This window comes from Natrinema halophilum, assembly GCF_013402815.2.
Classification (GTDB): Archaea; Halobacteriota; Halobacteria; order Halobacteriales; family Natrialbaceae; genus Natrinema; species Natrinema halophilum.
Window position 1 is genome coordinate 3,945,281 of sequence record NZ_CP058601.1, and the last position, 24,470, is coordinate 3,969,750.

Below are 24,470 nucleotides of genomic sequence, written 5' to 3' on the forward strand. Positions count from 1 at the left end.
TTACCACCTCATCGTCGTTGGAACCGTGACGTCGACGTCACGGAAGTTACGGTACAGCACTAGAATGATCCCGAGTCCGACGGCCACCTCCGCGGCAGCCAGCGCCATCGTAAACAGCGCGAACAACTGCCCCGTCAGGTTACCGTGATAGAACGCGAACGCGATCAGGTTGATGTTTGCCGCGTTCAACATCAGTTCGACGGACATCAGGAACAACAGTGCGTTGCGACGCGTTAGCAAACCGAACAGTCCGATACAGAACACCGCCATCGACAGCAGCACGTAATACTGCACGTCGACGGTCATCGGAACTCACCTCCGGCGTCCGCGGACCCGGTGTCGCTGCCGTCGTTGGATTTCGTTCCGCCGTCCGCGACGGTCGGCGTCGATCCCTCGCTGCTCGAGGCCTCACCGGTGCTCGAGAGTGCAGCGACGGGTTCGCCACCTTCCTCGCGTTTGGCGAGAACGAGCGACGCGTCGAGTGCGGCGTCGAGTGCGACGGCGACGAGCAAGACGGCGGCGAGGAACGGTTCTGTGCCGCCGATCTGCTGCAGTTCGTGGAAGCCGAACAGCGCGTAGCCGAGTTCGGCCGTGATCGAGACGCCGTCCGGGAAGCCCGCTCCCGCGGCCGCGGTCATCGGCTCGAACGTCGTGTTCAGCGTGATGAGTGCCATCACACCGAACAGACCGACGGCGAGCAATCCCGGAACGAGCGTCCGGCCGAGTCGGAGTTTCGGGCCGGTCGTCATGCCTGTACCACCTCGTCTGCGTCGGCGTCGGATTCGTCGCGCTGGGTCAGCATAACGGCGAACGTGATGAGCACGAGAACCCCGCCAACGTAGACGAGGACCTGCATCATGGCGACGAATTCGGCCGCCAGCATCACGTAGTGGGCCGCCACGCTCAGCAGCGCCACACCCAGCAGGAGCGCCGAATGCCACGGATCCTGCACGAGTACGACACCCACCGCGCTGGAAAGCGTGACGAACGCGAACAGCGCGAACGCGATCAGCTCGTAGTTCATAGTTGTTGGTAGTGCCCGTTTGCGGGACGGGCGGACCCGTTACTGATAATCGACCTCCCCGTCACCCTCGCCGACCCACGCACCTCGGTCCGGTTCGCGGGAGGCGAGCGGATCGATGTCCTTGTACCACGGTACCGCCTTCAGTTGCTCCTTGTTGTACACGAAATCGTGTTTCGTGTCAGCCGTGAACTCGAAGTTCTCCGTTAACAAGATGGCGTCGACGGGACAGACTTCCTCGCACAGTCGGCAGTAGATGCACTGTCCGATGTGAAGGTTGTACTGTTCGCCGTTTCGCTGCTCGTCCATAACGATCTGGATCGTGTCGTTCGGACAGACGTTCTCGCACTGGCGACACCAGATACACCGCTCCTGGCTGAACTTATGGACGCCGCGGAATCGCGGCGAGACGTCGGGTGCGGTCTCCGGATACTCCACCGTGAAGGTAGAGCCGTCTAGCGCGTGCTTCATCGTCGTTGCCATCGATTTGAGTATGCCGATCATGCTATCAGCCCCACAACCGCCGCGGTCAAGACGAGATTGGCGAACGCGAGGACGAGCAGTCCCTTCCAGCCGATCTCGATCAGTTGGTCGATCCGCACACGGGGAACCGCCGAGCGCAGCCACTGCGTCGCGAAGAACACCGCCCAGATTTTGATGAGGAACCAGACGATGCCCGGGAGGATCGGCCCGGCGGGTCCGCCGAGGAATATCGTCGCGATGATCGCACCGCCGAGGAAGATGTGGAGGAACTCCCCGAGGTAAATCAATACGAAGTAGACCGAGGAGTACTCGGTCTGGTAGCCCGCGACGATCTCTGTCGGTGCCTCCGGTGTATCGAAGGGATTGCGGCCGACCTCCGCGAAGTTCGCGACGAGAAACAGGACGAACGCGAAGGGGTTGACCAGCGCGTACCACGTCGGTATCGAAACGCCGGCGATCTCGATCAGCGTCTCGTGTTGTGCCGCGACGATTTCACCCATCTGCAGCGTGCCGGCGAAGATTACGACCGACATCCCGGTAACGACCAGCGGAATCTCGTAGGCGATGTTCTGTGCCACAGCACGAAGCCCCCCGATCAGCGAATACTTGTTAGACGACGCGTAGCCGGCCATCACCAGGCCGATACTTGCGATACCCGAAACCGCGAAAACGTACGCGAGTCCGACCTCGGGATCTGCGAGGTGGATCCCGCTCCCCATCGGTATAACCGCGAATCCGAGCAGTGCCGACCCTGCGACGACGATCGGCGCGAGGTCGTAGGCCGGTCGGTCCGCGTTCTCGGGAACGATTAATTCCTTCGACAAGAGCCTGACAGCGTCGGCGACGATGATACCGATTCCGGCCGGACCGAGCCGGTTGACTGCGATCCGATCGGTGAACGCGGCCGTGATCTTTCGCTTGGCCCACGGCCCCGCAACGCCAGTCATCGCGAGCATCAGGGTCCCGACGAACGCTGCCGCGAGAAATGCTGCAACCAGTTCACCGGCAAATCCGAACTGGTCGAGCCCGGTCAACTCTCCGAGTCGCTCCGGAAGCAAGACGGTGTCTTGCAGCGGAACGGGTGTCAGTCCGGTCATCCTAGCGGTCCACCTCCCCGAGCACGATATCCAGACTGCCGAGCGACGCGATCAGATCCGGGACGTACTCTCCCGTGGACATCTCGGGTAGTGCCGAGAGGTTGTGGAAACACGGGCTTCGGATCTTGAAGCGACCCGGCTTGTCCGTTCCGTCGGATCGGATATAGATCCCGAGTTCACCTTTCGCGGCTTCGACGCTTCGGTAGATCTCCGTGTCTGCGTCCGGTTTCAGCGTCCGCGGCACGTTGCTCTGGACCGTCCGCTCGTCTTCGGGCCAGTCCTCGAGCAAGTCGAGACACTGCTCGATGATCTTCGCGGATTCCTCGACTTCCTGCATGCGAACGAGGACGCGACTGTAGTTGTCACAGCCGTCTCCGGTGACGACGTCCCACTCGAGGTTCTCGTAGTAGCCGTACGGGTCGTCGCGGCGGAGGTCGTAGTCGATTCCGGAGCCGCGAGCGACGGGACCGGTGCAGCCGTACTGTTTGGCGGTCTCGGGTTCTAAGATGCCGGTTCCGTGTGTTCGGATTTGGAAGATTTCGTTGCTGGTCAACAGGTCGTGGTACTCGTCGACCTTCGCTGGAAGGCCGTCGAGGAAGTCACGGGTCTTTTCGATGAATTCCTCACGGGGTTCTGGCAGGTCCCAGGCGACCCCGCCGAGCCGGAAGTAGTTGAACATGAGCCGCTGGCCGGTCAGATCCTCCAGAATGTCCTGTACCACTTCGCGGTCGCGCATGCCATACTGGAAAATAGCGGTGAAGTCACCGTAGACGTCGAGCGCGAACGTGGCCAGCGCGAGCATATGGGATGCGATCCGGCAGAGTTCTGCACCCATCGTTCGGATGATCTGGGCGTAGTCGGGCACGTCGATGTCGGCCAGGTCCTCGGCCGCGCGTGCGTAGGCCCACTCGTTTAGCAGGCCGGCGGAGACGTAGTCCCAGCGGTCCGGATAGGGCATGATCTGGTGTCGATAGGTCCCCTGCTGGCACATCTGCTCCTCACAGCGGTGGAGATAGCCGATGTCGGGGTCGACGTCGACTACCGTCTCGCCGTCGAGAACCGTCTCGATGTGGAGCACACCGTGAGTCGCCGGATGGTGTGGGCCGATGTTCAGGAACATCGTGTCCGACTCGTCGTCGTGGTGATCCGGCTGGATCGGGTTCGCATGTTCCGTGAGGGTGACGAGCTGGGGCTTTTCTTGATCGTAGCCCCGTGAAAGCGGATGCCCCTGCCAGGTTTCGGGGAGCAAGATCCGGCGCGGGTCCGGGTGGCCCTCGTAGTCGATACCGACGAGGTCGAACGCTTCGCGCTCGTGCCAGTCCGCGGTTCGGAAGACCGGTTCGGCCGTCTCGCTGACCGGATCGTCGGTCGTCGTCGGGACGACGATCGAAACCTCCTGGGTCGGATCGGCGTACTTTCGGAGATGGTAGATCGACTCGTACCGGTCCGGGTACTCCTGGGCGGTGAGACAGGCGAGGTGATCGAACCCCGCTTCGTCTCGAAGATCCGAGAGAACGTCCTGGACGTCGTCCGGTCGGATGACGAACCCGGGCGCGTTCAGATGATCGTCGCGCGTGAGCGCGCGGTCACCGACGATCGCTTCGAGTTCGTCCTCCGTGACGTCGACGGGCGGCCGCTGATTTTGCTCGAGCCCCGTGCTCATGGCGAATCAGCCCAGTTGTACCGCATGACGAGGTCGTCTTCGTCGATGTCGTCTGCGAGTTTCTGGACGAGTTCGTCTTTCGGCAGATCGCCGAACTTCTCGAGTTCGTACGGTTTGACGACGACGGGCGTCGACTCGCCGTTTCGGATCCGCTCTTGCAGTTTGGCGATCCCGTAGACGAGCGCTTCCGGTCGCGGCGGGCATCCGGGGACGTGGATGTCGATCGGAATGATCTCTTCGGCACCCTTGACGACGTTGTATCCCTCCTGGAAGGGACCGCCCGAAATGGTGCACGAACCCATGCCGACGACGAACTTGGGTTCGGGCATCTGATCGTAGACCCGCTTCATGCGGGGGCCGAACTTCGAAACGATCGTCCCCGGAACGATCATGACGTCGGCCTGGCGGGGCGAGGCACGGGGAACGCCGGCCCCGAAGCGGTCGAGGTCGTGTTTGATCGCGTACGTGTGCATCATCTCGATGCTGCAGCATGCGATCCCGAACTGCAGCATGAACATCGAGTTGCCGCGGACCCAGTTCATGAACTTGTCGAACTTCGTGAGGATGAACGGGGTGGAGCCGAAGGCCTCTCGAAGCTTGGAGTTGAAGCGGTCGTCGGCACCCTCACCGATTCGCGAGTCTCGAGTGTCCGTCGATGGTACGGTACTGCCGTGAATCGATTCGCGTGGTTGGTCGCTACTCATGATCAGTCAGCCTCCAGTTGGCGGGACGTCCGTGCCCACTGTACCGCGCCGTTTCGCCACGCCCACGCAAGCCCGACGAGCAGGATGCCGACGAACAACAGCATCGGCCCGAGCGCGCGGACGAGCGGGATATCCGCAGCGAGCGCATCGCGATAAACGACCGCCCACGGGAACAACAGGACGGTCTCGATATCGAAAACGACGAACAGAAGCGCAACCATGTAATACTGGATGTTAAACCGGATGCGCGTGCCGCCGGTCGGAATCTCGCCACTTTCGTAGGTGGCGCGTTTGCTCGTTTCGGGCACGGTGGGTCGCAGGAGATACGATACCGCCATCATACTGAGCGGTATCAGCATCCCGACGAGCGCCAGCGCCCCGATGGCGATCCAATCATTCATCTCGGTAACGTTCGAGGCTTCAAACCGCACACACATAAGGGTTGATTCTTTATTTTTCGGCAAATCACGGGCCGTGCGGCGACTTCAGCCGTCACCAACTCCGATGAATAATCACCTAAGACTATCTGTAGTTGTGCGGCGGGTGAACGAACCGGTAATCCGGTATTACTAGCGTTTGCGGCCGACGGAACGCCGTAGAGCACAGGTGATTGCTATCGACAAATATCCCACATCAGTCAGAGTAAACAGGCCGTAGCTATACAAACGGCTATCTCACCACTGTCCGTCGTCGAGGCCGGTATGAGAACGTCGAAGTATCAGCCCCGGTCCTGAAACAGCGGCGTACCGCCGTCGTGGAGTTCCTGAGAAACGGTTCCGACGGATTCCCGAAGTTCTTCGTGATACTCGACCAGTCTGTCGCGAATCGCGTCGTGCTGACGGGCGAGAATTTGGGCAGCCGATAGTGCCGCGTTAAACGACTTGCCGGCATCGACGGCGACGAGGGGCGCGCCCGTCGGCATTCCGATGACGCTGTCGACGGATTTTTCCTGGACGGGGACGCCGATGACCGGAAGCGGATACGCGATCGATGCGGTCATATTCGGGAGGTCCGCCGACTTTCCTCCGGCACCGGCGATGATGACTTCGAGACCGCGTTCCTCTGCCGTGTCGGCATAAGCCGTCATTAAGTCGGGCGTTCGGTGAGCGGAGGTCACGTACGTCTCGAACGTGAACCGTTCGTCGGGCGAATCCCGGTAGTTCGTTTGCTCGGCGAAGTCGAGTTCATGCACGAAGGCGTCGTAGGCGCCCCGGCGCTCTCCGCCGGTCATCATCGTCTCGAGGTCGGAGTCGCTCCCCATCACGATTCCGACGTCAGGGGTTTCTTCGTCCGGGTGGTCCAGAGCCGCTTCCTCGTGCAGGCGGTCGATCAGATCCGCAACGCTGTCGGACATGGCTGTATCTCGTCGGTCCGTCCCTTTAGTTCGTCCTGAACGTGACGCCCTCTTCGAGGTCGCGTGCAACCTCCAGCAGGTCGTCGACGGATGCGTCCTCGTCGCGACCCGAGAGTGTCACGTGCCCCATCTTCCGTAACGGACGGGCCTGGCGCTTGCCGTACCAGTGGAGGCTCGCGCCGACCGTCTCGAGAATTCGATCGACTCCGTTCAACCGCGCGGGTTGTTCTTCTCGTACGTCCCCGAGCAGATTCTTCGTGACGGTCGCCGACCGGAGGTCGGTCGACCCCAGCGGCCAGCCGAGGACGGCGCGGACGTGCTGTTCGAACTGTGAACTCTGTGCGCCTTCGATCGTCCAATGTCCGGAGTTGTGCGGTCGCGGCGCGATCTCGTTGAGCAGAATCTCGCCGTCCCCTCGCGGGCGCTGTCCGCTCGCGTCGTCCGAGGCGCGTGGCGCCTCGCGCGTTTCGAACAGCTCGATCCCGTAGACGCCCCGGCCGTCCATGACCTCGAGTACGTCTCGCGCAACCCCGTGAGCGCGCTCGGTGACGACGTCGGACGAGCGGGCGGGGACGATCGTTTCCCGAAGGATCTCCGCTTCGTGTACGTTCTCGCCGAGGGGAAACGTCGCGATCTCGTCGTCGCCCTTGACCGCGATAACGGACACTTCACGCTCGAAGTCGACGAACGACTCGACCATCGCAGGGCCAGCGACGGACTCGAGAGCGTCCTCGGCGTCGGCTTTCGATTCGACCGGAACGTTACCGCGTCCGTCGTACCCCCCGGTCCGCGCCTTGAGCATCACCGGCGCGCCGTAGTCGTCGATCGCGTCGCGAACGTCCGCAGCGTCCTCGACCTCTCGAAACGGCGGGACCGGAACGCCGGCGTCGCGCAACTGCCGCTTCTGTACGAGTTTGTCGTGGATCGTCTCCAACGTCTCAGGCTTCGGGTGAACGGGAGTGCCGGTCTCCTCACTAATCCGCTCTAACACGTTCTGATCTGCGAGTTCGATTTCGAACGTGAGGCCATCGGCGCGTTCAGCGAGGTCACGGATCCCCGCCTCGTCGTCGAACTCGGCGACGATCTGGTCGCGAGCCACCAGCGCGGCGGGACAGTCCGGCGTCGGGTCGAGGACGATCACCTCGACGCCGAGCGGCGCGGCCGCCTCGGCGAGCATCCGTCCGAGTTGTCCTCCCCCGACTACGCCGATCGTCGGTCCCGGCGTCCGTAGCGTCGTCATTGCGCCCTGGTTGACGGCGACCGCGCTTAAGAATTCTCAAACTGGCCGCCCGAACGGTGTCGAACTGTCCGTACGGAGGCATCGTCGAACCACTCGTTCGAACGATACTCGCCGTCAGCCTCCACCAGTGCGCTCCGCCTCCCTTCCGGCCGCCTTCGATCGGCGATATTCTAGTATAAAAAACGTCGGGGAAAGCACCTCGCCCGGAAACTGAGTAGTATTACATTTCCGGACTGGCCCACATAGAGACAGGTATGAAAAGAGGTATTTCGAGACGCCAAATCCTCGCCGGTGGAGGGATCGGGGCGCTCGCGTCGCTTGCGGGCTGTCTCGCGACCGGCAGAGGGGAAACGGAGACTGTGACGAAAACGTACCGGATCGACGACCTCGAGACGCTCTCGCTCGCTGCGCAAAACGGTTCGGTTACCGTCGAGGGAAATCAGGGGGATGCGATAGAGATCCGTGGCCACAAGGCCGCGCCGACCGAAAGCTCCCTCGAGTCGCTGACGATCGAAACCAGCCGGAACGATGGCCATCTCACGGTCGAAACGCAGCGGGACGACACTCCGTTCCTGTTCGGCCCCGATCCAATACTGGATCTCGAGGTAACTGTTCCGGAGGGGGTCCGACTCGCCCGCGCGAAGACCGTAAACGGCGACGTCGAGGTACGGAACGTGGTCGGTGAATTGATGGCCGAGACGACGAACGGACAGATCGACGTCGAGGGCGTCGACGGGACCCTCGTCAGCGAGAGTACCAACGGCTCGATTCGCGCCGCGGACGTTCGGAGTGATGTAAGCGTGAATACGACCAACGGGAGTATCGACGTCACCCTCGCGGCCGACGGCGGTGACCTGACTGCCGAAAGTACCAACGGCGAAATTACGGTCACCGCACCGGCGTCGCTCGATGCCGCTATCAATGCCGCGGCGACGAACGGTGAGATTTCGATCGAGGGATTCGACGAGTCTGACGTGTCAGGACGCGGCTCGGTCTCGGTGACGCTGGACGAGGGCACTCGGCGCGTTCGGCTCGATACGACGAACGGCGATATCTCCGTGCGAAGCGAAACTGTGGCGTAACGCTGCTTCGTCGGCGTTACTGAGAGAGACCGGTGGATCGAACGAGCATTCGATACGTCGCGATCCGCCGACGCGCGGTCGCCGGAGAACGGTACCTCTTTTACCCGCCCTCTCCACCGCTCGCCTATGACCACGCTCGGACTGGTGGTCGCGGACTTCAACCGGCCGATCACCGAGCAAATGGAGCAGGACGCACTCGAGGCGGTCACCGCCGCGGGCGCAGAGGTGTACGAGACGGTCCACGTCCCCGGGGTGTACGACGCGCCGCTGGCAGCCGACCGACTTGCTCGCCTCGATGACGTCGACGCGGTGGCCGTCGTCGGAACCGTCATCACGGGTGATACGGATCACGACCAGGTGATCACCGACGCCACCGCACAGCGGCTCTCCGACGTGAGTCTCGAGCGCGACACTCCCGTGACCCTCGGCGTAACTGGCCCCGGAATGTCCGCAGCCGAAGCACGCGAACGCGTCGAGAACGCGGCGAACGCCGTCGACGGCGCACTCAAACTCGTCTCCGAACTCCCAGCACCCAGTCTCGCTACCGATTCCGATCCACAATGACGATGGAATTCACCGACCGCGTTAGCCGAGTCGAACCGTCCGCCACGCTTGCCATCTCCGCACTCGCAACCGAACTCGAGGCCGAGGGCGCAGATGTCGTCGACCTGAGCGTCGGCGAACCCGACTTCCCCACGCCCGACAACATCGTTCAGGCGGGCAAGGACGCGATGGATGCCGGCCACACCGGCTACACGACGTCGGCCGGCATCCTCGAATTGCGCGAGGCGATCGCCGACAAACTGGCCGACGACGGCCTCGATCACGGCCCCGAAAACGTCATCGTCACGCCCGGCGCGAAGCAGGCGCTTTACGAGATCGTTCAGGCGCTCGTCGAAGACGGCGACGAGGTCGTCCTGCTCGATCCCGCGTGGGTCTCCTACGAGGCGATGGTCAAGATGGCCGGCGGCGACCTCTCACGGGTCGACCTCTCACCCCACGACTTCCAGCTCGAGCCCGCGCTCGACGACCTCGAAGCGGCGGTCTCGGACGACACCGAACTGCTGATCGTCAACTCGCCGTCGAACCCCACCGGCGCGGTTTACTCCGATGCGGCCCTCGAAGGCGTCCGCGACCTCGCCGTCGAACACGACATCACCGTAATTTCAGACGAGATCTACAAGGAGATCACCTACGGCGTCGAACCGACGAGTCTCGGCACCCTCGAGGGGATGGCCGACCGCACCGTGACCGTCAACGGCTTCTCGAAAGCCTACTCGATGACCGGCTGGCGACTCGGTTACTTCGCCGGCCCCGAAGCGCTTGTCGACCAGGCCGGCAAACTTCACAGTCACTCCGTCTCGTCGGCCGTCAATTTCGTCCAGCACGCCGGCCTCGAGGCGCTCGAAACCGAAACGGCAGTCACGGAGATGGTCGACGCGTTCGAAGAGCGCCGCGACCTGGTCGTCGACTTGCTTGACGACCACGGCGTCGACGTCGCCGTGCCCGAGGGCGCGTTCTACATGATGCTACCCGTCGACGACGACGATCAGGCCTGGTGTGAGGGCGCGATCGAAGACGCCCACGTCGCGACGGTTCCCGGCAGCGCGTTCGGAACGCCCGGATACGCGCGGATCTCGTACGCTGCCAGTGAGGAGCGACTCGAAGAAGGGATCGAGCGGCTCGCTGAGGAAGGGTATCTGTAATCTGTTTTTCACGGTTTCCGACTTCGAGACAGTCGCTAGCGGTTAGCCAGCTCCCAATCGGGAGTTTCTCTGGGTGGCCGTTCGTGAATCGCTGACATGGTTCTGGTCGGCCTCGAGTTTATATAGGAACGCGGGGCCAACCCGGTCATGGATTGCCCAACGTGTGGCAAAGCACTGACTTGCCGGCGAGGCATGCGACAGCATCATACGAAAGTACACGACGACCCCCTTCCGAATCGGACGTGTAGCGGCTGTGAGGACGACTTTTACGATCCAAAGGCTCGGCGCGAATACTGCGATGAGTGTAATCCGAATGGGAGCGAACACAACGGTAACTGGAAAGGTGGGAAGAAAACCACATCGTGTGATCGCTGCGGATCACCATTCAAATACTATCCGTCCGACAAACCGGGTGTCTACTGCTCAAATTGTGTTGAGAACGCCGACGTGTTTCTTGGCACACCCTATTACGAATATCACGATATTGAACGTGTGAAGAAAGTGTGTGAATGGTGTGGACGAATTTCGACTGTTCTCAAGTCTAAAGCGGAACGAGACCCGGTTCGATTTTGTAGTCGTAATTGCCTCAATCACTGGTTATCTGCTCAGTGGGAAGAATCCGAAAACGCCTACAATGGTCGTTGGAGAACAGTGAGAAGAAACGCATTGAAGCGAGATAATCACACATGCCAACACTGTGGCATCACTCGTGACGAAATTGGACACGAACCGGATGTCCACCACATCGTACCAGTACGAAAGTTCAATGATCCGCAACTTGCTCATACTCTTGACAACGTCGTTTGTCTCTGCCGAAGTTGTCATCGATATGCCGAGATCAAATTGGTCGACGAACTCTCACCTTCGTCGTCTCGGTGAAAATAATAAGCCATAAGCCATTCTGCGGATAACGTGGTACTGCGACCAAGTCCCGTGGTGTAGTGGCCAATCATCTGAGCCTTTGGAGCTCAGGACGGCAGTTCGAATCTGCCCGGGACTATAAGTAATATTTTTCACATTTTTCACTCGCCGCCACGTACGGCAAATCGGTTCAGTTGCAAGCTACCGACCACTTCCGGTCGAATGGACGGTGTTCGAGTCGATCTCCGACTCGAGTGAGGCGACATTTCTCCGGGCCCTGGCAGAGACGCGGACGGAGGGAAATAGTTCTCGACGGATTCGATTCGTACTCTTTTTAGTGGCAACAACAACCACTGTCGGTATGGATAGTTCAGGGCTACGGCGACGGGATGTCCTCGTTGCGGTCTCGGGGAGTAGCAGTATACTCGCGGGATGTTCGGACGGTACGTCCTCGCAATCCAGTTACGGAACCGCGTACGGTCAGCGATACGGAACTGAGTAGGCATGGCTGACCAAACACCGCGACTCGGACTGGGAACGTACGATCAGGGCGACGAATGGGACCACACCGACACGGTCGAGGCGGTCGACGAACACGCGATCGTTCGCGGGCCGATCGCCGAGCGACCGGCGACGGGCGAATACGACGATGAGTTGTACCACGCGACCGACCAGGGGATCACCTGGCGCTGGGATGCCGCGAGCGAAGACTGGACCTATTTCAGCGGCAATGGGTGTTCCGGCCAACCGGTCCCTGGTACGAGTCACTTCGAAACTGCAGAATTCGTCCAGGCGCGTACCGAGGAAACACCCGTATGGAACGTCGAGGCCCACGGGGTCGAGGGCGACGGGACGACCGAGGTCGGGCACGCCATCCACGACCTACTCGAAACGGTCGAGCAGGCGGGTGGTGGGATCGTGTACTTCCCGCCCGGGCGGTATTTGCTCGAGCGGACGCCGCTAGTGGGTGACGACACGATCGTCATGGGTGCCGGTCACTCGACCATCCTCGAGGGAATCCGCCCGGCCGGTGAGGAAGGGAAGGCGCTCATCTCCAACAGGGGCTACGACGTGACGGGATACGATGGCGCATCGAACTGGGGAATTTGTAACATCCGAATCGATACGCCGGAGACGACCGGGATCATGCCCGCGCACGCGAAAAACGTCCGACTGGAGAATATCTACGGCGACTACACCTACAATCACCATATCGACATCGTCTCGTCCAAAAACGTCGTAGTCGACGGCTACTGGGCGACTCGAGGCGGAGAAAGCGGGTCGGACGCGCCGGTGCAGTTCGACGCTCAGTATTCGGGAGCATCTTGGAACGGCGTGTGGGACGGCAGTGAGTACAGCCTCGTCACGGACGACGACACACCGACCAGGAGTTGTACCCTCACAAACTTCGTGATTGATCCGTCGAACGGCCCCGAGCACGGGGTCCACCTCCACCACGGCGGTAACGAGTCGATCACGGTCACGAACGGCTATATCACCGGTTGCGAGTATACGGCGATCAGAGCCGACCCCAACGAGGTGGTCACAGATCTGACGATCAACGACGTCTCATGTATCAACAACGCGAGAGGGATCACGTTAGGCCAGATCAAAAGCGGACGGCGAGAACTCACAGTCAGTAATACAACGATCAGGACCGACGATAGCGATCAGGCCGCCGGATCAGGGTTGTATGCTGCCGGATTCGACGGTGCTGCCATCTCGAACGTGAGCGTCGACGGTGCGTTTACGAACGCGATCATCTTCGACCACATGGACGATCTGAAAATGTGCAATATAACCGCAAAAGGAGCGGACGATCAGGCGTTCCGATTCCGAGAGAACGTCGACGTGACACTCACGACTGCTCGAGCAGCGGACTGCGGTACCGTCGGCATCTACTCAGGACCCGGCAGCAGCGTCGCCTATGGCGGCGTTACATTTGACAACGTTGAAAGCCGGGTAGAAGTTGACGGCGAGATTCGAGAGTGGAATTCGTCTTAAGTATCTCGCGCTTTTTCACCGTACTACATTCCAGTGTTAAAACATAAAGGCCATTTTTCGATGTAGCATAATTCTCGAACTAAGAATCAAAGAGCGCCCTTCTGTGAGGCTACACAAAACAGCGATGCATGACGTGGCGACACCATTGAATCCTGCACCCCCGTTCGGTTACAGGGGTAACCGGGTCGCAATCTTCCGGCTTTTCCAGAAGATGGTCAATCAGAACAACCTGGATGAAGATCCTGTTAACAACTGACCGGATCGAGTCGGCACCATTTCGCAAAAATCATCGCCTGTGAAAAGATGGAAGATGTTCCTTTAACAGCACAGCCGACAGAAAAATAGCTAGTGCCTTTCTCTCGAGTTCTATCACTATCTTGTCCGGGATGCCGATCACCCGGAACCTTGCACTCCGTATACATGAACAGCGTTGTCCGGTTTCCATTGAACGCTGCTCAAAATCCATCTGTCCGAGGATTGCTGCAAACTTCATTCATCGTGTCATCAACTGCAGTTTCTAGCTCTGTGATTGCAAATTACGATCTTGCATACACTACATAAACGATGGCAGAATTCGACCATGTCGGACAGCGAAGCGCTTTCCCGATTTCTGAAACCGTTTTTACGGCTGCATTCGTGGAGCGGAGAGTCTCGATTACTGCGGAGACTACCAGAAGCGCTGGAGTAGCTCAGGCTGGCAACGAAACTGGGATACAGGGGGAAATATCGATTGCTTTTGATCGGCATTGAAATCACCGATACCAACAGGTACACCACTTCTGCCAACTGCTTTCACAAGCTGAGTGCTCCTTCATTTCCGCTGAGAGGATATCTTTAGGTGTCTAAAAAATCGCTCTCGTCTCTGTCCTGGGCCTGTATTCTGGACTGAGTGACGTATTTAATGCATAGATAATGAAGTGTTCTTTCATCCTCTCCGAAGGTAGATACGTGGTGCAACGAACGATGCCGCTGCTTCGATCTTTCAGTAGCGGTCGAACGGGAATACTGGCTGTAAACGAAATTCAATGAAACGATGACTCGGACGTTTCGCCGTGAGGAGGCTGCATTGACTGGGAGTGACGCGAGCGAATCAATCGATCTAGAGACGCTGCTTATCGGTATCGATGCGGGCTGTTTGCCGGTCTTCGAGCGGTTGATCGAGGCCGATCGGATTCCGACCATCGAACGGCTCTGTTCTGAAGGTGTCTCGGCACCACTCGAGTCACAGATCCCACCGTGGACACCGAGTGCCTGGCCGTCGGTCTACACCGGGGTAAACCCAGGAAAACACGGTGTAGTCGGCTTCGTCGGTTACGATGGGTACGACTGGCACGTGACGAGCAATGACGACGTTCACGAACACCCATTGTGGTCGCTTTTGGATCGACACGACCGCTCGAGCGTCGTCGTCAACGCGCCGGTTACACATCCTCCAGACGAGTTCGACGGGGCGGTGCTTCCCGGATTCCTCGGTCCGGAGGATCCGACATGCCACCCGGAGGGATTACTGGACGACGTTCGCGACGCGATCGGAGAATATCGCGTCTATCCCCGGTATACGCGCGACGACGATTCGCTCGCTGACGATGCGAAAATAGACGAGTACCTGAACCTGATTCGGATGCGTGGCGAGGCATTTCGTTATCTCACCGCCCACTTCGAGCCGGATTTCGGGTTCGTCCAGTTTCAGAAAACGGACACGGTTTTCCACGAATTCGAGGGAAACGAAGAATACGTCGAACGGGTCTACGAGGGAACAGATGCGCAAATCGAAGCGATTCTCGAGGCGTGCGATCCGGACCGCGTCTTCATCGTAAGCGACCACGGAATGGGTCCCTACGACGGCTACGAATTCAGAATCAACGAGTTTCTTCGTGATGAGGGATATCTGGAGTCGACGACCGGCGGCAAGGGAATGCCGTCCTGGACACCGATGCGGAGGCGGCTTCGCGAGGGCGAAGAGGCAGAAACGTGGGAGCCGGGGACGGTCGCACGCGCAGCGTCAGTGGCCGCACGGTTTGGCCTTACCGCTCGTCGAATCAGGGCCGTTCTCGAGCGGGTTGGGATGGCCGAGCTCGCAACGAAGTACGCGCCGGGTGGCGTTACCCGGACAGCAAACGAACAGGTAGATTTCGCCAAATCGGAGGCCTACGTCCGCGCCAGAACGGAGCTCGGAGTTCGGATAAACCTCGAGGGGCGAGATCCACAGGGCATCGTTCGTCAAGATGCATATGAACAGCTTCGCGAGGATCTCATTCGCCGGCTACAGGCCGTCGAAACGCCCGACGGCGAACCACTCTTCGAGACCGTCGCGCCGCGGGAGCAGTACTTCCACGGCAACGAAATTGATGAGACCGTCGACATCGTCACGATTCCCGCCGATTTCGAACACGGTCTCTCTGAGCAGCTAGGCGACGGCGATTACTTCGCTCCGGCCGAGCCCTGGAATCACAAACTCGACGGCGTCTTCGTGGCAGCGGGCGAAGGAATCGACGAAGACGCCCCACTCGAGCGAGCACATCTCTTCGACGTTGCACCGACGATCATGGCAGCGATGGGACTTCCCTATAGCGACCGGATGGACGGAAGCGTCGTTCCCGTTGTCGACCCGGTTGAACCGACTACCTATCCAGCATACGACGATCAGAGTACGGAACGACGCCGGGAAACCGACGATTCGGTAACCGATCGGTTGGCCGATTTGGGGTATATGAACTGAGGTTGTCAACCAATTGGATCGTTCGAGTCAGGACAATCGTCGTTTATCCTCGCTATAAGTATAGAAACCAACCGTCGCATTACGACACCGACACCGTATGGGATTTATCGCTGAGATCCACCTCGCTCACGACGAACTGCCGTTGGCACCCACGATAGAACGGTGCGGTAGCGTAACGCTCAGATACGAGTACGAGACGACGAGCGATACTCGACGTATCCAGTTCGTTTCCGCCTTCGAAGACGAGTCCACGGCTCTCGTAGAGTCGATGGCTACCGACCCGACCGTTTCGAACCCGGAGTGCATCGCAACGTTCGAGAATCGATCGATCTATCGCATCGTCGTCGATACTGACTTCGTGATCGTTCCGGATCGGTGTGCCGAGTACGGATTGTACGTATTTACGATCACAAGCGGCGATAATGGGTGGGTCATCCGGGCACATCTTCCGGACCGCGATGCACTGACCGCGTTCCGGAAGTGGTGTCGCGACCGCGAGATTTCCTTCCATGTGAATCAGTTGTACGACTCCTCAGTATCGGACGATCGATCGTACTTTTTAACCGAACGCCAACACGAGATACTCACGATCGCGTACTATGCTGGTTACTTTGAGGTTCCACGAGGCGTCACACAAGATGCCCTCGCCGAACGGCTCGGCATTTCGGATTCAGCGGTTTCTCAGCGGCTTCGGCGCGCCATTTCTGAACTGATTACCGCAACACTCGAGAATAATTGTACACCTGCTGATTACAGCTGAGTCTAGTTGGCGAATTACGTACACTTCTTGCCAGTACTCCTGCCCGTCGTGCCAACGGGTTTGGACCAAACCCATGGACGGAAGTGACCGTCGTCAACGAATACCTCGATTCGAGTGGATTACGGCTACTCGCTCCCTTTAAATCAGATAATATTCATTTCTCGCGAATAAATTATGTCATGATTGTAACCGTCTGTGGGCTAACTTAAAGACTTGCTATCCGAACCCCTAGCTACTGGTCCCATTCATTACTCACAATAAACTGACTTTCAATGTCGGAACGAAGTGGAATGCGGCGTTCAAATGGTGACGGTTCTGGCCGTGATATGTCGACTGGCAGGGGTGATCGTCGGCAGTCAGTCGCGGAATCGACTTCACAGCAGCAATCGAGGCGGGCGGTTTTGAGGGGGACCGCGGCCGCGTGCGCTGCCACGGTCGGATTAGCATCGACAGCAAGCGCATCATCGGATCCGTTCGGACAGTACTACGACGACTATCGGACCGTCGTTGACGTTACAGATGTCGGAGCCGACGACACCGGGAACGAATCGATTACGCCTGTTCTCGAGGAACTTCGGGGGGACGACAGGCTGCTCGTGTTTCCTGAGGGACGGTACCGCATGGACGAGCAATTTCGGTTTACCGGTTTTGATAACTTCGGACTCGTCGGACAAAACGCGACACTTGTTCCGGCGAACTACTACAATTTCGCTGGCCCGCAATATCGATTATTCCGTCTCGGACTCTCTGATCGCCCAGGAAAGCGCATCCGATTTGAGGGATTTGATATCGACCAGTCAGCATCTAACACCGGCATCAGGACGATCGAAGCGTTCGCATCCGACCGGTTAGAGGTCCGAAATATAACGATCCTCGGACAGCACGACAGTGGTACGTGGGGTCCTGGACGATTCAACCTTACCGATTCTAGTAGCACAGGAATCGTCGATCAGTTTTGGGCGCCCGACGGCGGTGCATGGATCAACGATACGCCGTCTGCGGGAGACCGCTGGCGCGGCCCAACTGGCATCGTCGCCAATCAGAATCGGGGAACGCTCAAATTCAAGCACTGCTGGCTCGGCGCGTTTCCGGACAACGGACTCTATGCGACGAGTAACAGTGGCAAAATCATCGTTCATGGGGGGCTCTACCGGAATTGCAACGGAGCCAACGTTCGCATCGGTGGCCAGAACAGTGAGATTCGGTGGCCGACCGTCGAAGTCGATTCGATGCGGCCGGAGGACCGGTCCCAGCGGGGTATCCGAATCGAAAACGGAAGCGGCTTCGAGATTTACGGTGCTGCGATCACGAACACGGCTCCGGAGCCAACGAGTCACGCGATTTCGGTGATGAACACGTGCCAAAGCGCGAGGATCGAAAACACTCAAATCGAAGTGCGGGGGTCAGAAATCAACCACGGAGTCGTCCTTTCTCCGAATTGTGGGGAGACGACCCTGGTTGACACGACGATTACTCACGAAACCGCAGGTGGACACCCACTCTGGATTCAGGACACCGATCGGACTGATCCGATACTCGCGGAGCACCTGACGATTAGGGGTGAAGCTGGAGATGCAAGCGGTTTTCGTGATAGTATTCGCTGCGAACGGGATAATTGTCGGTTCAACAACATAGACGTCAAACAAACTGGCAGGAACGGTGCGAACCGAAACGCCGTGGTCAATACGGGAAGCAATTTCACGGTCTACAAGAGCGAACTGCGTGCCGATCGATATCCCTACATAGACATCGGTTCCGACGCGCTCGTTCGCGATTCGTACCTCGAGTCGTCGGGAAGCCACGAAGCAGTGTGTCTGTACTCCTCGTCGCAAAACCCATCTTTCAAGAAAAACCAGTTAATCGACGGAATTCGTGATTACGGTGCGAATTATGTCACGACCTGGTCGAACAGCTACAACTAGTTGGATACTCGCCTATTCTGGAGCGCCCCTCTGAGGAGACTGGGCCCAGTAGCTTCCCACGGTCGTTTAACCGCCGTATAATAACCCCTGTCGTTGCCATCCGATTAGTATAGTGAGCCCGTCGGATGATGAGTGTATGTCGGCAAGGGTGGCTGTCAACTGGCAGCCTGAGTCTCTCAGAGTGAAACTATGAACAGAAGCCTGGCAAGCGGTGTCTTCTCAGTCGTTAGTGCAAAAATCATCGTTCTCTTTGTTACTGCACTCTCAACGCCGCTCCTATACAGATTCCTTGGCGCATCGGCATTCGGGGAATATGCAATTTTGCTCTCAGTTTTCGCGATTTACATGATCTTCATTAGCTCAGGAATCACTGATGGTGTCAGAAAATTCCTTGCCGAAGACCGCGGCGTAGCTAATTGGAGCGAACATGTCGTCGGATTTTACTTTCGATTAGCGGTTCTCCTTTCCGTCCTCGGCGCCCTGTTGCTGGTTATTGCGACCAGATTCGGCCTCGTCTCCGCCGCATTTGGATCTGAATTATCAGTGTATTTTTATGTCCTGGCCGCGCTCGTCGTTTCCGCACAGTTTCGCGACTACGCTCGAAAGACGCTCATGGGATTCGGTCTCGAGCGGTATTCTGAGCCGCTGAAAATCCTTGATAAAGTCGGTTTCGTCGTGATCGCGATTCCATTGACGTACGCCGGTGTCGGGGTGATGGGGGCACTCGCGGGACATCTGATCGCGAGCCTCCTGGTCGCCGCAGTAGGACTGACACTCGTTCACCGCCAGGTCCCGTTGTCGTGCGTGTTCAGCAGTCCTCCGGAACGATTCCCCCGAAAGAAAATGCTGACGTTCAATTCGATGAGCATCGCGTTGATATTCCTACTGATGTCGCTCTATCACATCGACATCATGATGCTCCACAGATTCCGCGAAAGTGCAGCGGTTGGGAACTACAAGGCGGCGCTCACAATAGCGGAATTTCTCTGGTTCGTTCCGATGGCGATTCAGACGGTATTCGTCCACTCGACGTCGGAACTATGGTCGCAGAACCGCCTTCGAGAGATCTCCGAACTGGCATCTCGGACGACGCGCTATACGTTTCTGGTGACGGCCGTCATGGCCGTCGGACTAGCGGCATTGGCGGATGTCGCAGTGCCGCTTTACTTCGGTGTCGAAGCCATGCCTGCGATCACGCCCCTATTGTTGTTGCTCCCGGGCGCACTCGGATTCGCGCTTGCTCGTCCGATCCTTGCGATTTCGCAAGGGGAGGGGACGCTTCGGTATCCGGTCGCGGCCACCGGTGGTGCAGCGATGATTAATTTCGTACTCAACGCCGTCCTTATTCCTCCTTTCGGGATGGAAGGTGCGGCTATCGCGACCAGTATTGGGTACGGTTCGATGTTCCTGTTTCACTGCTGGAGCGCCCGCCATGTCGGCTTCGATCCGCTCGCAGATGCACGCCTCGTTCGGGCAACGCTGACTGCCGTTCTCGCGGCTGGTCCGATCCTCGCCCTCTCGACGGTGATCACGAATCCGTGGATCGCACTCGCAGTCGTTCCGCCCGTCGGGTTGCTGATATTCGTCACGTTTGCGTTACTGGTCGGTGCACTGGACCCGGCCGAGCCGTTCGAGGTGCTTTCGGCCTTTCCCGATCCGATCGGCGCGAAGGCCGATGAGGTCTACAGGTGGCTCGTAGGCGGCGAGAGTACCGAGGCGTCCCCTAACTGGTTGCAGAGCCTGCTATTCGTCGCCGGACTCTCGCTGTTACTCTCCGGTCTCGCGTTCGGAATTCTCGAACCAGGGATACAGACCGTGGCACCGTAACGGAGCGAGGGACGAGGTTCGCGTTTCAATGCCCGTTCCACACGGCTTTGCGATTGAACGCTTCGTTCAGGTTCGGATACTGCACGGTGAGTCGACCCGAGTATCTACTCGGCACAGAACCAGTGGTATTGCGGAAGCAAGAAATCTACCGACGAAAACTGTCGACAGCGGACAGTACTTCGAAGCGACTCCGCGGTCGGCGGTGATGCGTATCGAATCACTGTCTGCCCACGTTACGATTCTAACAACTCGGTTGCGCTTACGACCTCGACGTCCTTTCCGTCGATGTACTCGAGGACGTTTTTGAACGCATCTCCACTGATGCCGTCTTCGGTATCGATGTACGTGAACTGTAATACCGCGAGCTGGCCGTAGTTGGCAGCGTAGTCGACGTACCGTTTCGTCTCTTCGCCGGCAGCGCCGGAGAAGAACCCGACGTTGTACGGGTCGGTAAGCGGTAATGCGTTCGGAGCGCCTCCGAATCGAAACGCCTGCTCGTGATACTCTTCGACGAGGTCGCGAGCGGTTGGACTGAGTATGTTTCGTGGCGTAATAAAGTGCTTTGCACCGTCCTCGAACCCGAGTTTCTCGAGATGCTTCTTCGTCCGTTCGATCTTCCCCTTCTGCATATCGGGAGAAAACTCGTGGAGGAACTTCGATCCGGTCCGCGGACGGGCCGCCATGTCCCAGCCTGCGTCATTCAGTTCCTCGAGTTTGTCGATCGTGAGTCTGCCATCTTCGCCGATGGCTGCGGGAATGACTGACTCGACGCCCGGGAATTCGTAGCCTTTCATCTTCTCGTATGCGTTCGTGTAGTGGCTTTCGAGAATCCCGTCGAACAGGAGCATTACTTTCCCGGTCTGTGGCCGATCGACGACGCGAAGATCGTCGACCTGACAATCTATTGGACCGGATTGATCGTTACGTCTGCGAGCGGCCAGCCTAATCTGACGAACGTCCGCCAGATCGGGTTGCGTTTCGATCCGGCCGATACCGAAGTCCACCCGAACCCATCGGTCAGACGGCCCGATGAGCGTTCGTTGCAGCACGTGGGCGTTGCGCGAGTTCGGAGCGAACAGTTCGAGCGTGAGGCGAAGTTGTCTGCGGCCGGTAAATTTCACGGCCACAGAAACGTTCTTTCCGCTCAGGTCCATCCCATCGGGAATGCTCTTGTAGATGGACGCTGCTTCGGTCCCTTCGCTTGCCGTGAGGTGGGCCGACTGCGACCCAGCATACGGATCATCGGTTCGAGCCTCTAGCGTTCCGGCGTCGATCATAGCCGACCACTCGTCGAGTGACTCGAACCCATCGATCGATTCTCCGGGTAGTTTCGACCCATTGTCGCTCGGTTCCTTTGGATCTTTGTTCGATGGATTTTGGGACCCATTTCCGCCACGCCACTCTTCTAACTGGGAAAGGCAACCGGCAAGACCGAGCGTTCCAGTCGCTGCAACAGTACTTACGAACGATCGTCGGTTTCGGTTCGTCATCGAACGCGTTGATGAACCGTTTACCCTTTCTTATATGGTCATTAGTTTGTCCTGTCGGCTGTACACCGCCAGTTGCTTTGCCTACAGGAAGTCGGCTGTTTGATTCGCGAAAAGTGGACTGATGGCCGTCGCCGAAGTCGCGTCACTCAGCACGTCGACAGCGAACTCGGGTAACGTGCTTTATCTACGTGATAATAATCCGAGTTCGAGCGGAATCATACATTAAATGACTCGCGTCAGTGTTGTTATCCCTACGTATAACAGAGCAGCAACGCTTCCCGATGCAATCGACAGCGCGCTCAATCAGACGATCGACGACCTCGAGGTAATCGTCGTCGACGACGGGTCGACCGACGACACCGAGTCCGTGTTCGCCGAGTACGATGACCCGCGCGTACGGCCGGTGGTTCACGCGACCAACCTTGGTGCAAACGTCGCAAGGAACACCGGTATCGACCATGCACGCGGTGAGTACGTCGCTTTCCTCGATTCAGATGATCGATGGCATCCCCAGAAACTCGAGCGCCAACTCGCAACGCTCGAAGAACGCTCGAGTGACTGGGTCGGCGTCTACTGTGACACAGCGTACGAACTCGCGGGGACGAACGGCTGGATTCGAGGTGTTGCTGCATCCGTCCTCGCACGCGCTGACGAAGTGCCGACGCGAGAGGGTGGCCAAGAACTCATCGGCGAGATCCTTGCGGGCAATGTCCACCCAAGTGCAGGATCGACGCTGCTCGTTCGAACGGAGGTTGCCAACGAAGTCAACGGGTTCGACGAGACGCTCGACCGGTTTCAGGATCCAGAGTTCTGCCTGCGTATCCTCAAGCAAGGAAAAATCGCGTACGTCGACGACGCGCTTGTTCGATGTGAAGAGACCGGCCATCCACCCGCTGACGTAATCGAGAACGCCAGTAAGGAATACCTGTCGTCGTATGAGGACGAAGTGGAGCGCTTCGAGGACAAAGGGTACGAGATCCGCTCGACCCATGCTCTAATACTCGCAAAGCGGTACTTCTCGGAAGGACGATTTCTGCGTGGTGCATTGCATCTCCGTAAGGCAACGGTCTCTCCACGAACGTACCCTGGCGTTTGCTGGGTTGCCGGAGTAGGAATTCGACGGCGACCACTTCCGGCTGTGGTGACGCTTGCTGTTCTGGTGATCGCTACTATCTTCGGTCGGCGTATGCTTTCTTCAGGCTTCTCTGCCCTTCTTGCTGATCGTTTCTGATCTGGAACTATCTGTGGTGCCTGTTTTTTATTCACAGGCACCAATCCATATGTGAAACAGTACTGTTTCTTCAGATTATCTCATCTGTATTTAAACGGGTCCCTATCCATCAAATGGACGGATGAGACCCGAATCACTTCCAGATACACTCCCACGACGATCAGTATTAGCTATGACAGGCGGATGTGCAGTTGCGAGCGCCAGTGTCGCCGGCGTTGCCAGCGCTACGGCCCAAAGCGATGAGGATTCCGTTTCGCGAGAATCATTCGCCATTCGTGAGGGAACGGCCGAGGAGACGACGGTGTACGTGACGACGTCAGACCCTAGCGGGCCGACGGGCTTCGTTATCGGCGGAATGCACGGGAACGAAGTCGCCGGCTACAAAGCTGCCGGAAAGATCGCCGACTGGGCGATCGGAACGGGAACACTCGTCACGATTCCCGAGGCAAATGCCGTCGCTATCGAACGTGGGACCAGAAACGACGAACACGGACACAATCTCAACCGTGAGTTCCCAGAGTGGGGGACACCCGGTACAAAACTCGCACGAGCTATCTGGGACGTCGTCACGAAGTACGAACCCGACGTAGTTATCGACCTCCACGAGTCGACCGGTATCTACGGTGGAAATGCATCGAACGGCGTTGGACAGGCAATTTTTACGGGCGAGGGTTCCAATGAAGCCGCTCGGGTTACTGACTACGTCAACCGGAATTACGTAGATGACCCTGATCTCGCGTTTCAAGTCGGCGGTTTCTCGTCACCAAATGCCAGACCACAAGATCTACTCGTCCACAAGGCATCCCGCGATCTAGGTGCCCAAGCGTTCCTCGCGGAAACCTACTCTGGTGTCTCTCTCGAAAAACGTGTCCAGTGGCACACGGCGGTCGTGGAGCGACTCCTCACCGAAGAGTTGTCTCCCAACGGGACGGTAAACGAATCAGAACCCAGCGCCCAGACGCAGTCCCAGTCCCAGCCCCAGTCCCAATCGACGGACACGACGACCGAAAGCACCGGGTCAACAAGTAGCAAACCGGCCGCGAAAATCACGCCTTTGCCGACGTGGACTTCCGTATCGTCGCTCGATCGAGGGCAAACGATCACGCTCGACGCCTCCCAATCGAAAGTACCCAGCAACAACCTCGATTGCTACGAGTGGAAGGTCGGTTCCGGCGGGAGTTTCAAGGAAGCCGGCGAGAAAATCGATGTAACGGTCGACCAGAATAACTATCCGGTCGCGTTGCGCGTTGTTGCTGAGAACGGATCGACTGACACCGACAGAGTGACCCTCTCACTCGGCTGTTGA

The 24,470-nt window shown here is 58.5% G+C and carries 22 protein-coding genes and 1 tRNA gene; 12 read left to right on the forward strand and 11 right to left on the reverse strand.

The genetic code is table 11. The features are described 5' to 3' along the window. From nuoK to HYG82_RS39810, 10 genes are all read right to left on the reverse strand, one after another. Positions 1 to 306: an NADH-quinone oxidoreductase subunit NuoK gene (gene nuoK, locus HYG82_RS39765; RefSeq protein ID WP_179263521.1), complete on the reverse strand. Its 306-nt coding sequence runs from the start codon at positions 304 to 306 to the stop codon at positions 1 to 3. After that, a complete protein-coding gene (locus HYG82_RS39770) occupies positions 303 to 749 on the reverse strand; it encodes a hypothetical protein (protein ID WP_179263523.1) in 447 nt (148 codons plus the stop codon). Before HYG82_RS39770 ends, nuoK begins: the two co-directional genes overlap by 4 nt. Next, entirely contained in the window at positions 746 to 1,024 is a 279-nt protein-coding gene (locus tag HYG82_RS39775; protein WP_179263525.1) for an NADH-quinone oxidoreductase subunit J, read from the reverse strand. Before HYG82_RS39775 ends, HYG82_RS39770 begins: the two co-directional genes overlap by 4 nt. A gap of 39 nt (positions 1,025 to 1,063) precedes the next feature. Continuing rightward, on the reverse strand, positions 1,064 to 1,525 hold the full coding sequence (locus HYG82_RS39780) for a NuoI/complex I 23 kDa subunit family protein (protein ID WP_179263527.1): 462 nt from the start codon (positions 1,523 to 1,525) through the stop codon (positions 1,064 to 1,066). Beyond that, the gene (locus tag HYG82_RS39785) at positions 1,522 to 2,601 is read right to left on the reverse strand and encodes a complex I subunit 1/NuoH family protein (RefSeq protein ID WP_179263528.1); all 1,080 of its coding nucleotides are present in this window, start codon (positions 2,599 to 2,601) and stop codon (positions 1,522 to 1,524) included. The genes HYG82_RS39780 and HYG82_RS39785 overlap by 4 nt, the downstream gene beginning before the upstream one ends. A 1-nt stretch (position 2,602) precedes the next feature. Further along, complete coding sequence (locus HYG82_RS39790; RefSeq protein ID WP_179263530.1) at positions 2,603 to 4,264, reverse strand: NADH-quinone oxidoreductase subunit D; 1,662 nt, start codon at positions 4,262 to 4,264, stop codon at positions 2,603 to 2,605. Next, positions 4,261 to 4,968 carry an NADH-quinone oxidoreductase subunit B gene (locus HYG82_RS39795; protein WP_179263532.1) on the reverse strand — a complete coding sequence of 236 codons (708 nt, stop codon included), beginning with the start codon at positions 4,966 to 4,968 and terminating at the stop codon, positions 4,261 to 4,263. Before HYG82_RS39795 ends, HYG82_RS39790 begins: the two co-directional genes overlap by 4 nt. Positions 4,969 to 4,970: 2 nt before the next feature. Further along, positions 4,971 to 5,369, reverse strand: coding sequence for an NADH-quinone oxidoreductase subunit A (locus HYG82_RS39800; RefSeq protein ID WP_179263534.1), 399 nt, complete (start codon positions 5,367 to 5,369; stop codon positions 4,971 to 4,973). Positions 5,370 to 5,686: 317 nt separating this feature from the next. After that, on the reverse strand, positions 5,687 to 6,322 hold the full coding sequence (locus HYG82_RS39805; protein WP_179263536.1) for an AIR carboxylase family protein: 636 nt from the start codon (positions 6,320 to 6,322) through the stop codon (positions 5,687 to 5,689). A gap of 25 nt (positions 6,323 to 6,347) precedes the next feature. Then, the gene (locus HYG82_RS39810) at positions 6,348 to 7,562 is read right to left on the reverse strand and encodes a 5-(carboxyamino)imidazole ribonucleotide synthase (protein WP_179263538.1); all 1,215 of its coding nucleotides are present in this window, start codon (positions 7,560 to 7,562) and stop codon (positions 6,348 to 6,350) included. 254 nt (positions 7,563 to 7,816) lie between these two features. On the opposite strand from HYG82_RS39810, the gene HYG82_RS39815 reads away from it, so the two are divergent. The 10 genes from HYG82_RS39815 to HYG82_RS39860 all read left to right on the forward strand — a co-directional run bounded on the left by HYG82_RS39815 (position 7,817) and on the right by HYG82_RS39860 (position 20,443). Then, complete coding sequence (locus HYG82_RS39815; RefSeq protein ID WP_179263540.1) at positions 7,817 to 8,644, forward strand: DUF4097 family beta strand repeat-containing protein; 828 nt, start codon at positions 7,817 to 7,819, stop codon at positions 8,642 to 8,644. A 126-nt stretch (positions 8,645 to 8,770) separates the two neighbouring features. Beyond that, positions 8,771 to 9,208: a 6,7-dimethyl-8-ribityllumazine synthase gene (gene ribH, locus HYG82_RS39820; protein ID WP_179263542.1), complete on the forward strand. Its 438-nt coding sequence runs from the start codon at positions 8,771 to 8,773 to the stop codon at positions 9,206 to 9,208. Continuing rightward, complete coding sequence (locus HYG82_RS39825; RefSeq protein ID WP_179263544.1) at positions 9,205 to 10,350, forward strand: pyridoxal phosphate-dependent aminotransferase; 1,146 nt, start codon at positions 9,205 to 9,207, stop codon at positions 10,348 to 10,350. The genes ribH and HYG82_RS39825 overlap by 4 nt, the downstream gene beginning before the upstream one ends. 147 nt (positions 10,351 to 10,497) lie before the next feature. Then, a complete protein-coding gene (locus HYG82_RS39830; RefSeq protein WP_179263546.1) occupies positions 10,498 to 11,229 on the forward strand; it encodes an HNH endonuclease in 732 nt (243 codons plus the stop codon). 48 nt (positions 11,230 to 11,277) lie between these two features. Continuing rightward, positions 11,278 to 11,350, forward strand: a tRNA-Gln gene (locus HYG82_RS39835). Positions 11,351 to 11,715: 365 nt separating this feature from the next. Further along, entirely contained in the window at positions 11,716 to 13,215 is a 1,500-nt protein-coding gene (locus tag HYG82_RS39840; RefSeq protein WP_179263548.1) for a glycosyl hydrolase family 28-related protein, read from the forward strand. A gap of 1,033 nt (positions 13,216 to 14,248) precedes the next feature. Then, the gene (locus tag HYG82_RS39845) at positions 14,249 to 15,934 is read left to right on the forward strand and encodes an alkaline phosphatase family protein (RefSeq protein WP_179263550.1); all 1,686 of its coding nucleotides are present in this window, start codon (positions 14,249 to 14,251) and stop codon (positions 15,932 to 15,934) included. 97 nt (positions 15,935 to 16,031) lie between these two features. Further along, positions 16,032 to 16,694, forward strand: a complete 663-nt coding sequence (locus tag HYG82_RS39850; RefSeq protein ID WP_179263552.1) for a helix-turn-helix domain-containing protein — start codon at positions 16,032 to 16,034, stop codon at positions 16,692 to 16,694. Positions 16,695 to 17,020: 326 nt separating this feature from the next. Further along, positions 17,021 to 18,616: a right-handed parallel beta-helix repeat-containing protein gene (locus HYG82_RS39855; RefSeq protein ID WP_235217757.1), complete on the forward strand. Its 1,596-nt coding sequence runs from the start codon at positions 17,021 to 17,023 to the stop codon at positions 18,614 to 18,616. Between the two features lie 189 nt (positions 18,617 to 18,805). Continuing rightward, positions 18,806 to 20,443, forward strand: coding sequence for an oligosaccharide flippase family protein (locus HYG82_RS39860; protein ID WP_179263556.1), 1,638 nt, complete (start codon positions 18,806 to 18,808; stop codon positions 20,441 to 20,443). Positions 20,444 to 20,676: 233 nt separating this feature from the next. Here the strand turns inward: HYG82_RS39860 and HYG82_RS39865 are convergent, their stop codons facing one another. Further along, positions 20,677 to 21,933: a polysaccharide deacetylase family protein gene (locus HYG82_RS39865; protein ID WP_179263558.1), complete on the reverse strand. Its 1,257-nt coding sequence runs from the start codon at positions 21,931 to 21,933 to the stop codon at positions 20,677 to 20,679. 226 nt (positions 21,934 to 22,159) lie between these two features. On the opposite strand from HYG82_RS39865, the gene HYG82_RS39870 reads away from it, so the two are divergent. Beyond that, a complete protein-coding gene (locus HYG82_RS39870; protein ID WP_179263560.1) occupies positions 22,160 to 23,164 on the forward strand; it encodes a glycosyltransferase family 2 protein in 1,005 nt (334 codons plus the stop codon). A gap of 172 nt (positions 23,165 to 23,336) precedes the next feature. Further along, complete coding sequence (locus HYG82_RS39875; RefSeq protein WP_235217758.1) at positions 23,337 to 24,470, forward strand: M14 family metallopeptidase; 1,134 nt, start codon at positions 23,337 to 23,339, stop codon at positions 24,468 to 24,470.

Bases quoted from the DNA above. Each gene is read 5' to 3' on its own strand.
- HYG82_RS39860 (WP_179263556.1), top strand. From the start codon at position 18,806: ATGAACAGAAGCCTGGCAAGCGGTGTCTTCTCAGTCGTTAGTGCAAAA.
- ribH (WP_179263542.1), top strand. From the start codon at position 8,771: ATGACCACGCTCGGACTGGTGGTCGCGGACTTCAACCGGCCGATCACC.
- HYG82_RS39875 (WP_235217758.1), top strand. From the start codon at position 23,337: ATGACAGGCGGATGTGCAGTTGCGAGCGCCAGTGTCGCCGGCGTTGCC.
- HYG82_RS39870 (WP_179263560.1), top strand. From the start codon at position 22,160: ATGACTCGCGTCAGTGTTGTTATCCCTACGTATAACAGAGCAGCAACG.
- nuoK (WP_179263521.1), bottom strand. From the start codon at position 306: ATGACCGTCGACGTGCAGTATTACGTGCTGCTGTCGATGGCGGTGTTC.
- HYG82_RS39770 (WP_179263523.1), bottom strand. From the start codon at position 749: ATGACGACCGGCCCGAAACTCCGACTCGGCCGGACGCTCGTTCCGGGA.
- HYG82_RS39800 (WP_179263534.1), bottom strand. From the start codon at position 5,369: ATGAATGATTGGATCGCCATCGGGGCGCTGGCGCTCGTCGGGATGCTG.
- HYG82_RS39850 (WP_179263552.1), top strand. From the start codon at position 16,032: ATGGGATTTATCGCTGAGATCCACCTCGCTCACGACGAACTGCCGTTG.
- HYG82_RS39865 (WP_179263558.1), bottom strand. From the start codon at position 21,933: ATGACGAACCGAAACCGACGATCGTTCGTAAGTACTGTTGCAGCGACT.
- HYG82_RS39810 (WP_179263538.1), bottom strand. From the start codon at position 7,562: ATGACGACGCTACGGACGCCGGGACCGACGATCGGCGTAGTCGGGGGA.
- HYG82_RS39790 (WP_179263530.1), bottom strand. From the start codon at position 4,264: ATGAGCACGGGGCTCGAGCAAAATCAGCGGCCGCCCGTCGACGTCACG.
- HYG82_RS39805 (WP_179263536.1), bottom strand. From the start codon at position 6,322: ATGTCCGACAGCGTTGCGGATCTGATCGACCGCCTGCACGAGGAAGCG.
- HYG82_RS39855 (WP_235217757.1), top strand. From the start codon at position 17,021: ATGTCGACTGGCAGGGGTGATCGTCGGCAGTCAGTCGCGGAATCGACT.
- HYG82_RS39775 (WP_179263525.1), bottom strand. From the start codon at position 1,024: ATGAACTACGAGCTGATCGCGTTCGCGCTGTTCGCGTTCGTCACGCTT.
- HYG82_RS39830 (WP_179263546.1), top strand. From the start codon at position 10,498: ATGGATTGCCCAACGTGTGGCAAAGCACTGACTTGCCGGCGAGGCATG.
- HYG82_RS39825 (WP_179263544.1), top strand. From the start codon at position 9,205: ATGACGATGGAATTCACCGACCGCGTTAGCCGAGTCGAACCGTCCGCC.
- HYG82_RS39845 (WP_179263550.1), top strand. From the start codon at position 14,249: ATGACTCGGACGTTTCGCCGTGAGGAGGCTGCATTGACTGGGAGTGAC.
- HYG82_RS39785 (WP_179263528.1), bottom strand. From the start codon at position 2,601: ATGACCGGACTGACACCCGTTCCGCTGCAAGACACCGTCTTGCTTCCG.
- HYG82_RS39780 (WP_179263527.1), bottom strand. From the start codon at position 1,525: ATGATCGGCATACTCAAATCGATGGCAACGACGATGAAGCACGCGCTA.
- HYG82_RS39815 (WP_179263540.1), top strand. From the start codon at position 7,817: ATGAAAAGAGGTATTTCGAGACGCCAAATCCTCGCCGGTGGAGGGATC.
- HYG82_RS39840 (WP_179263548.1), top strand. From the start codon at position 11,716: ATGGCTGACCAAACACCGCGACTCGGACTGGGAACGTACGATCAGGGC.
- HYG82_RS39795 (WP_179263532.1), bottom strand. From the start codon at position 4,968: ATGAGTAGCGACCAACCACGCGAATCGATTCACGGCAGTACCGTACCA.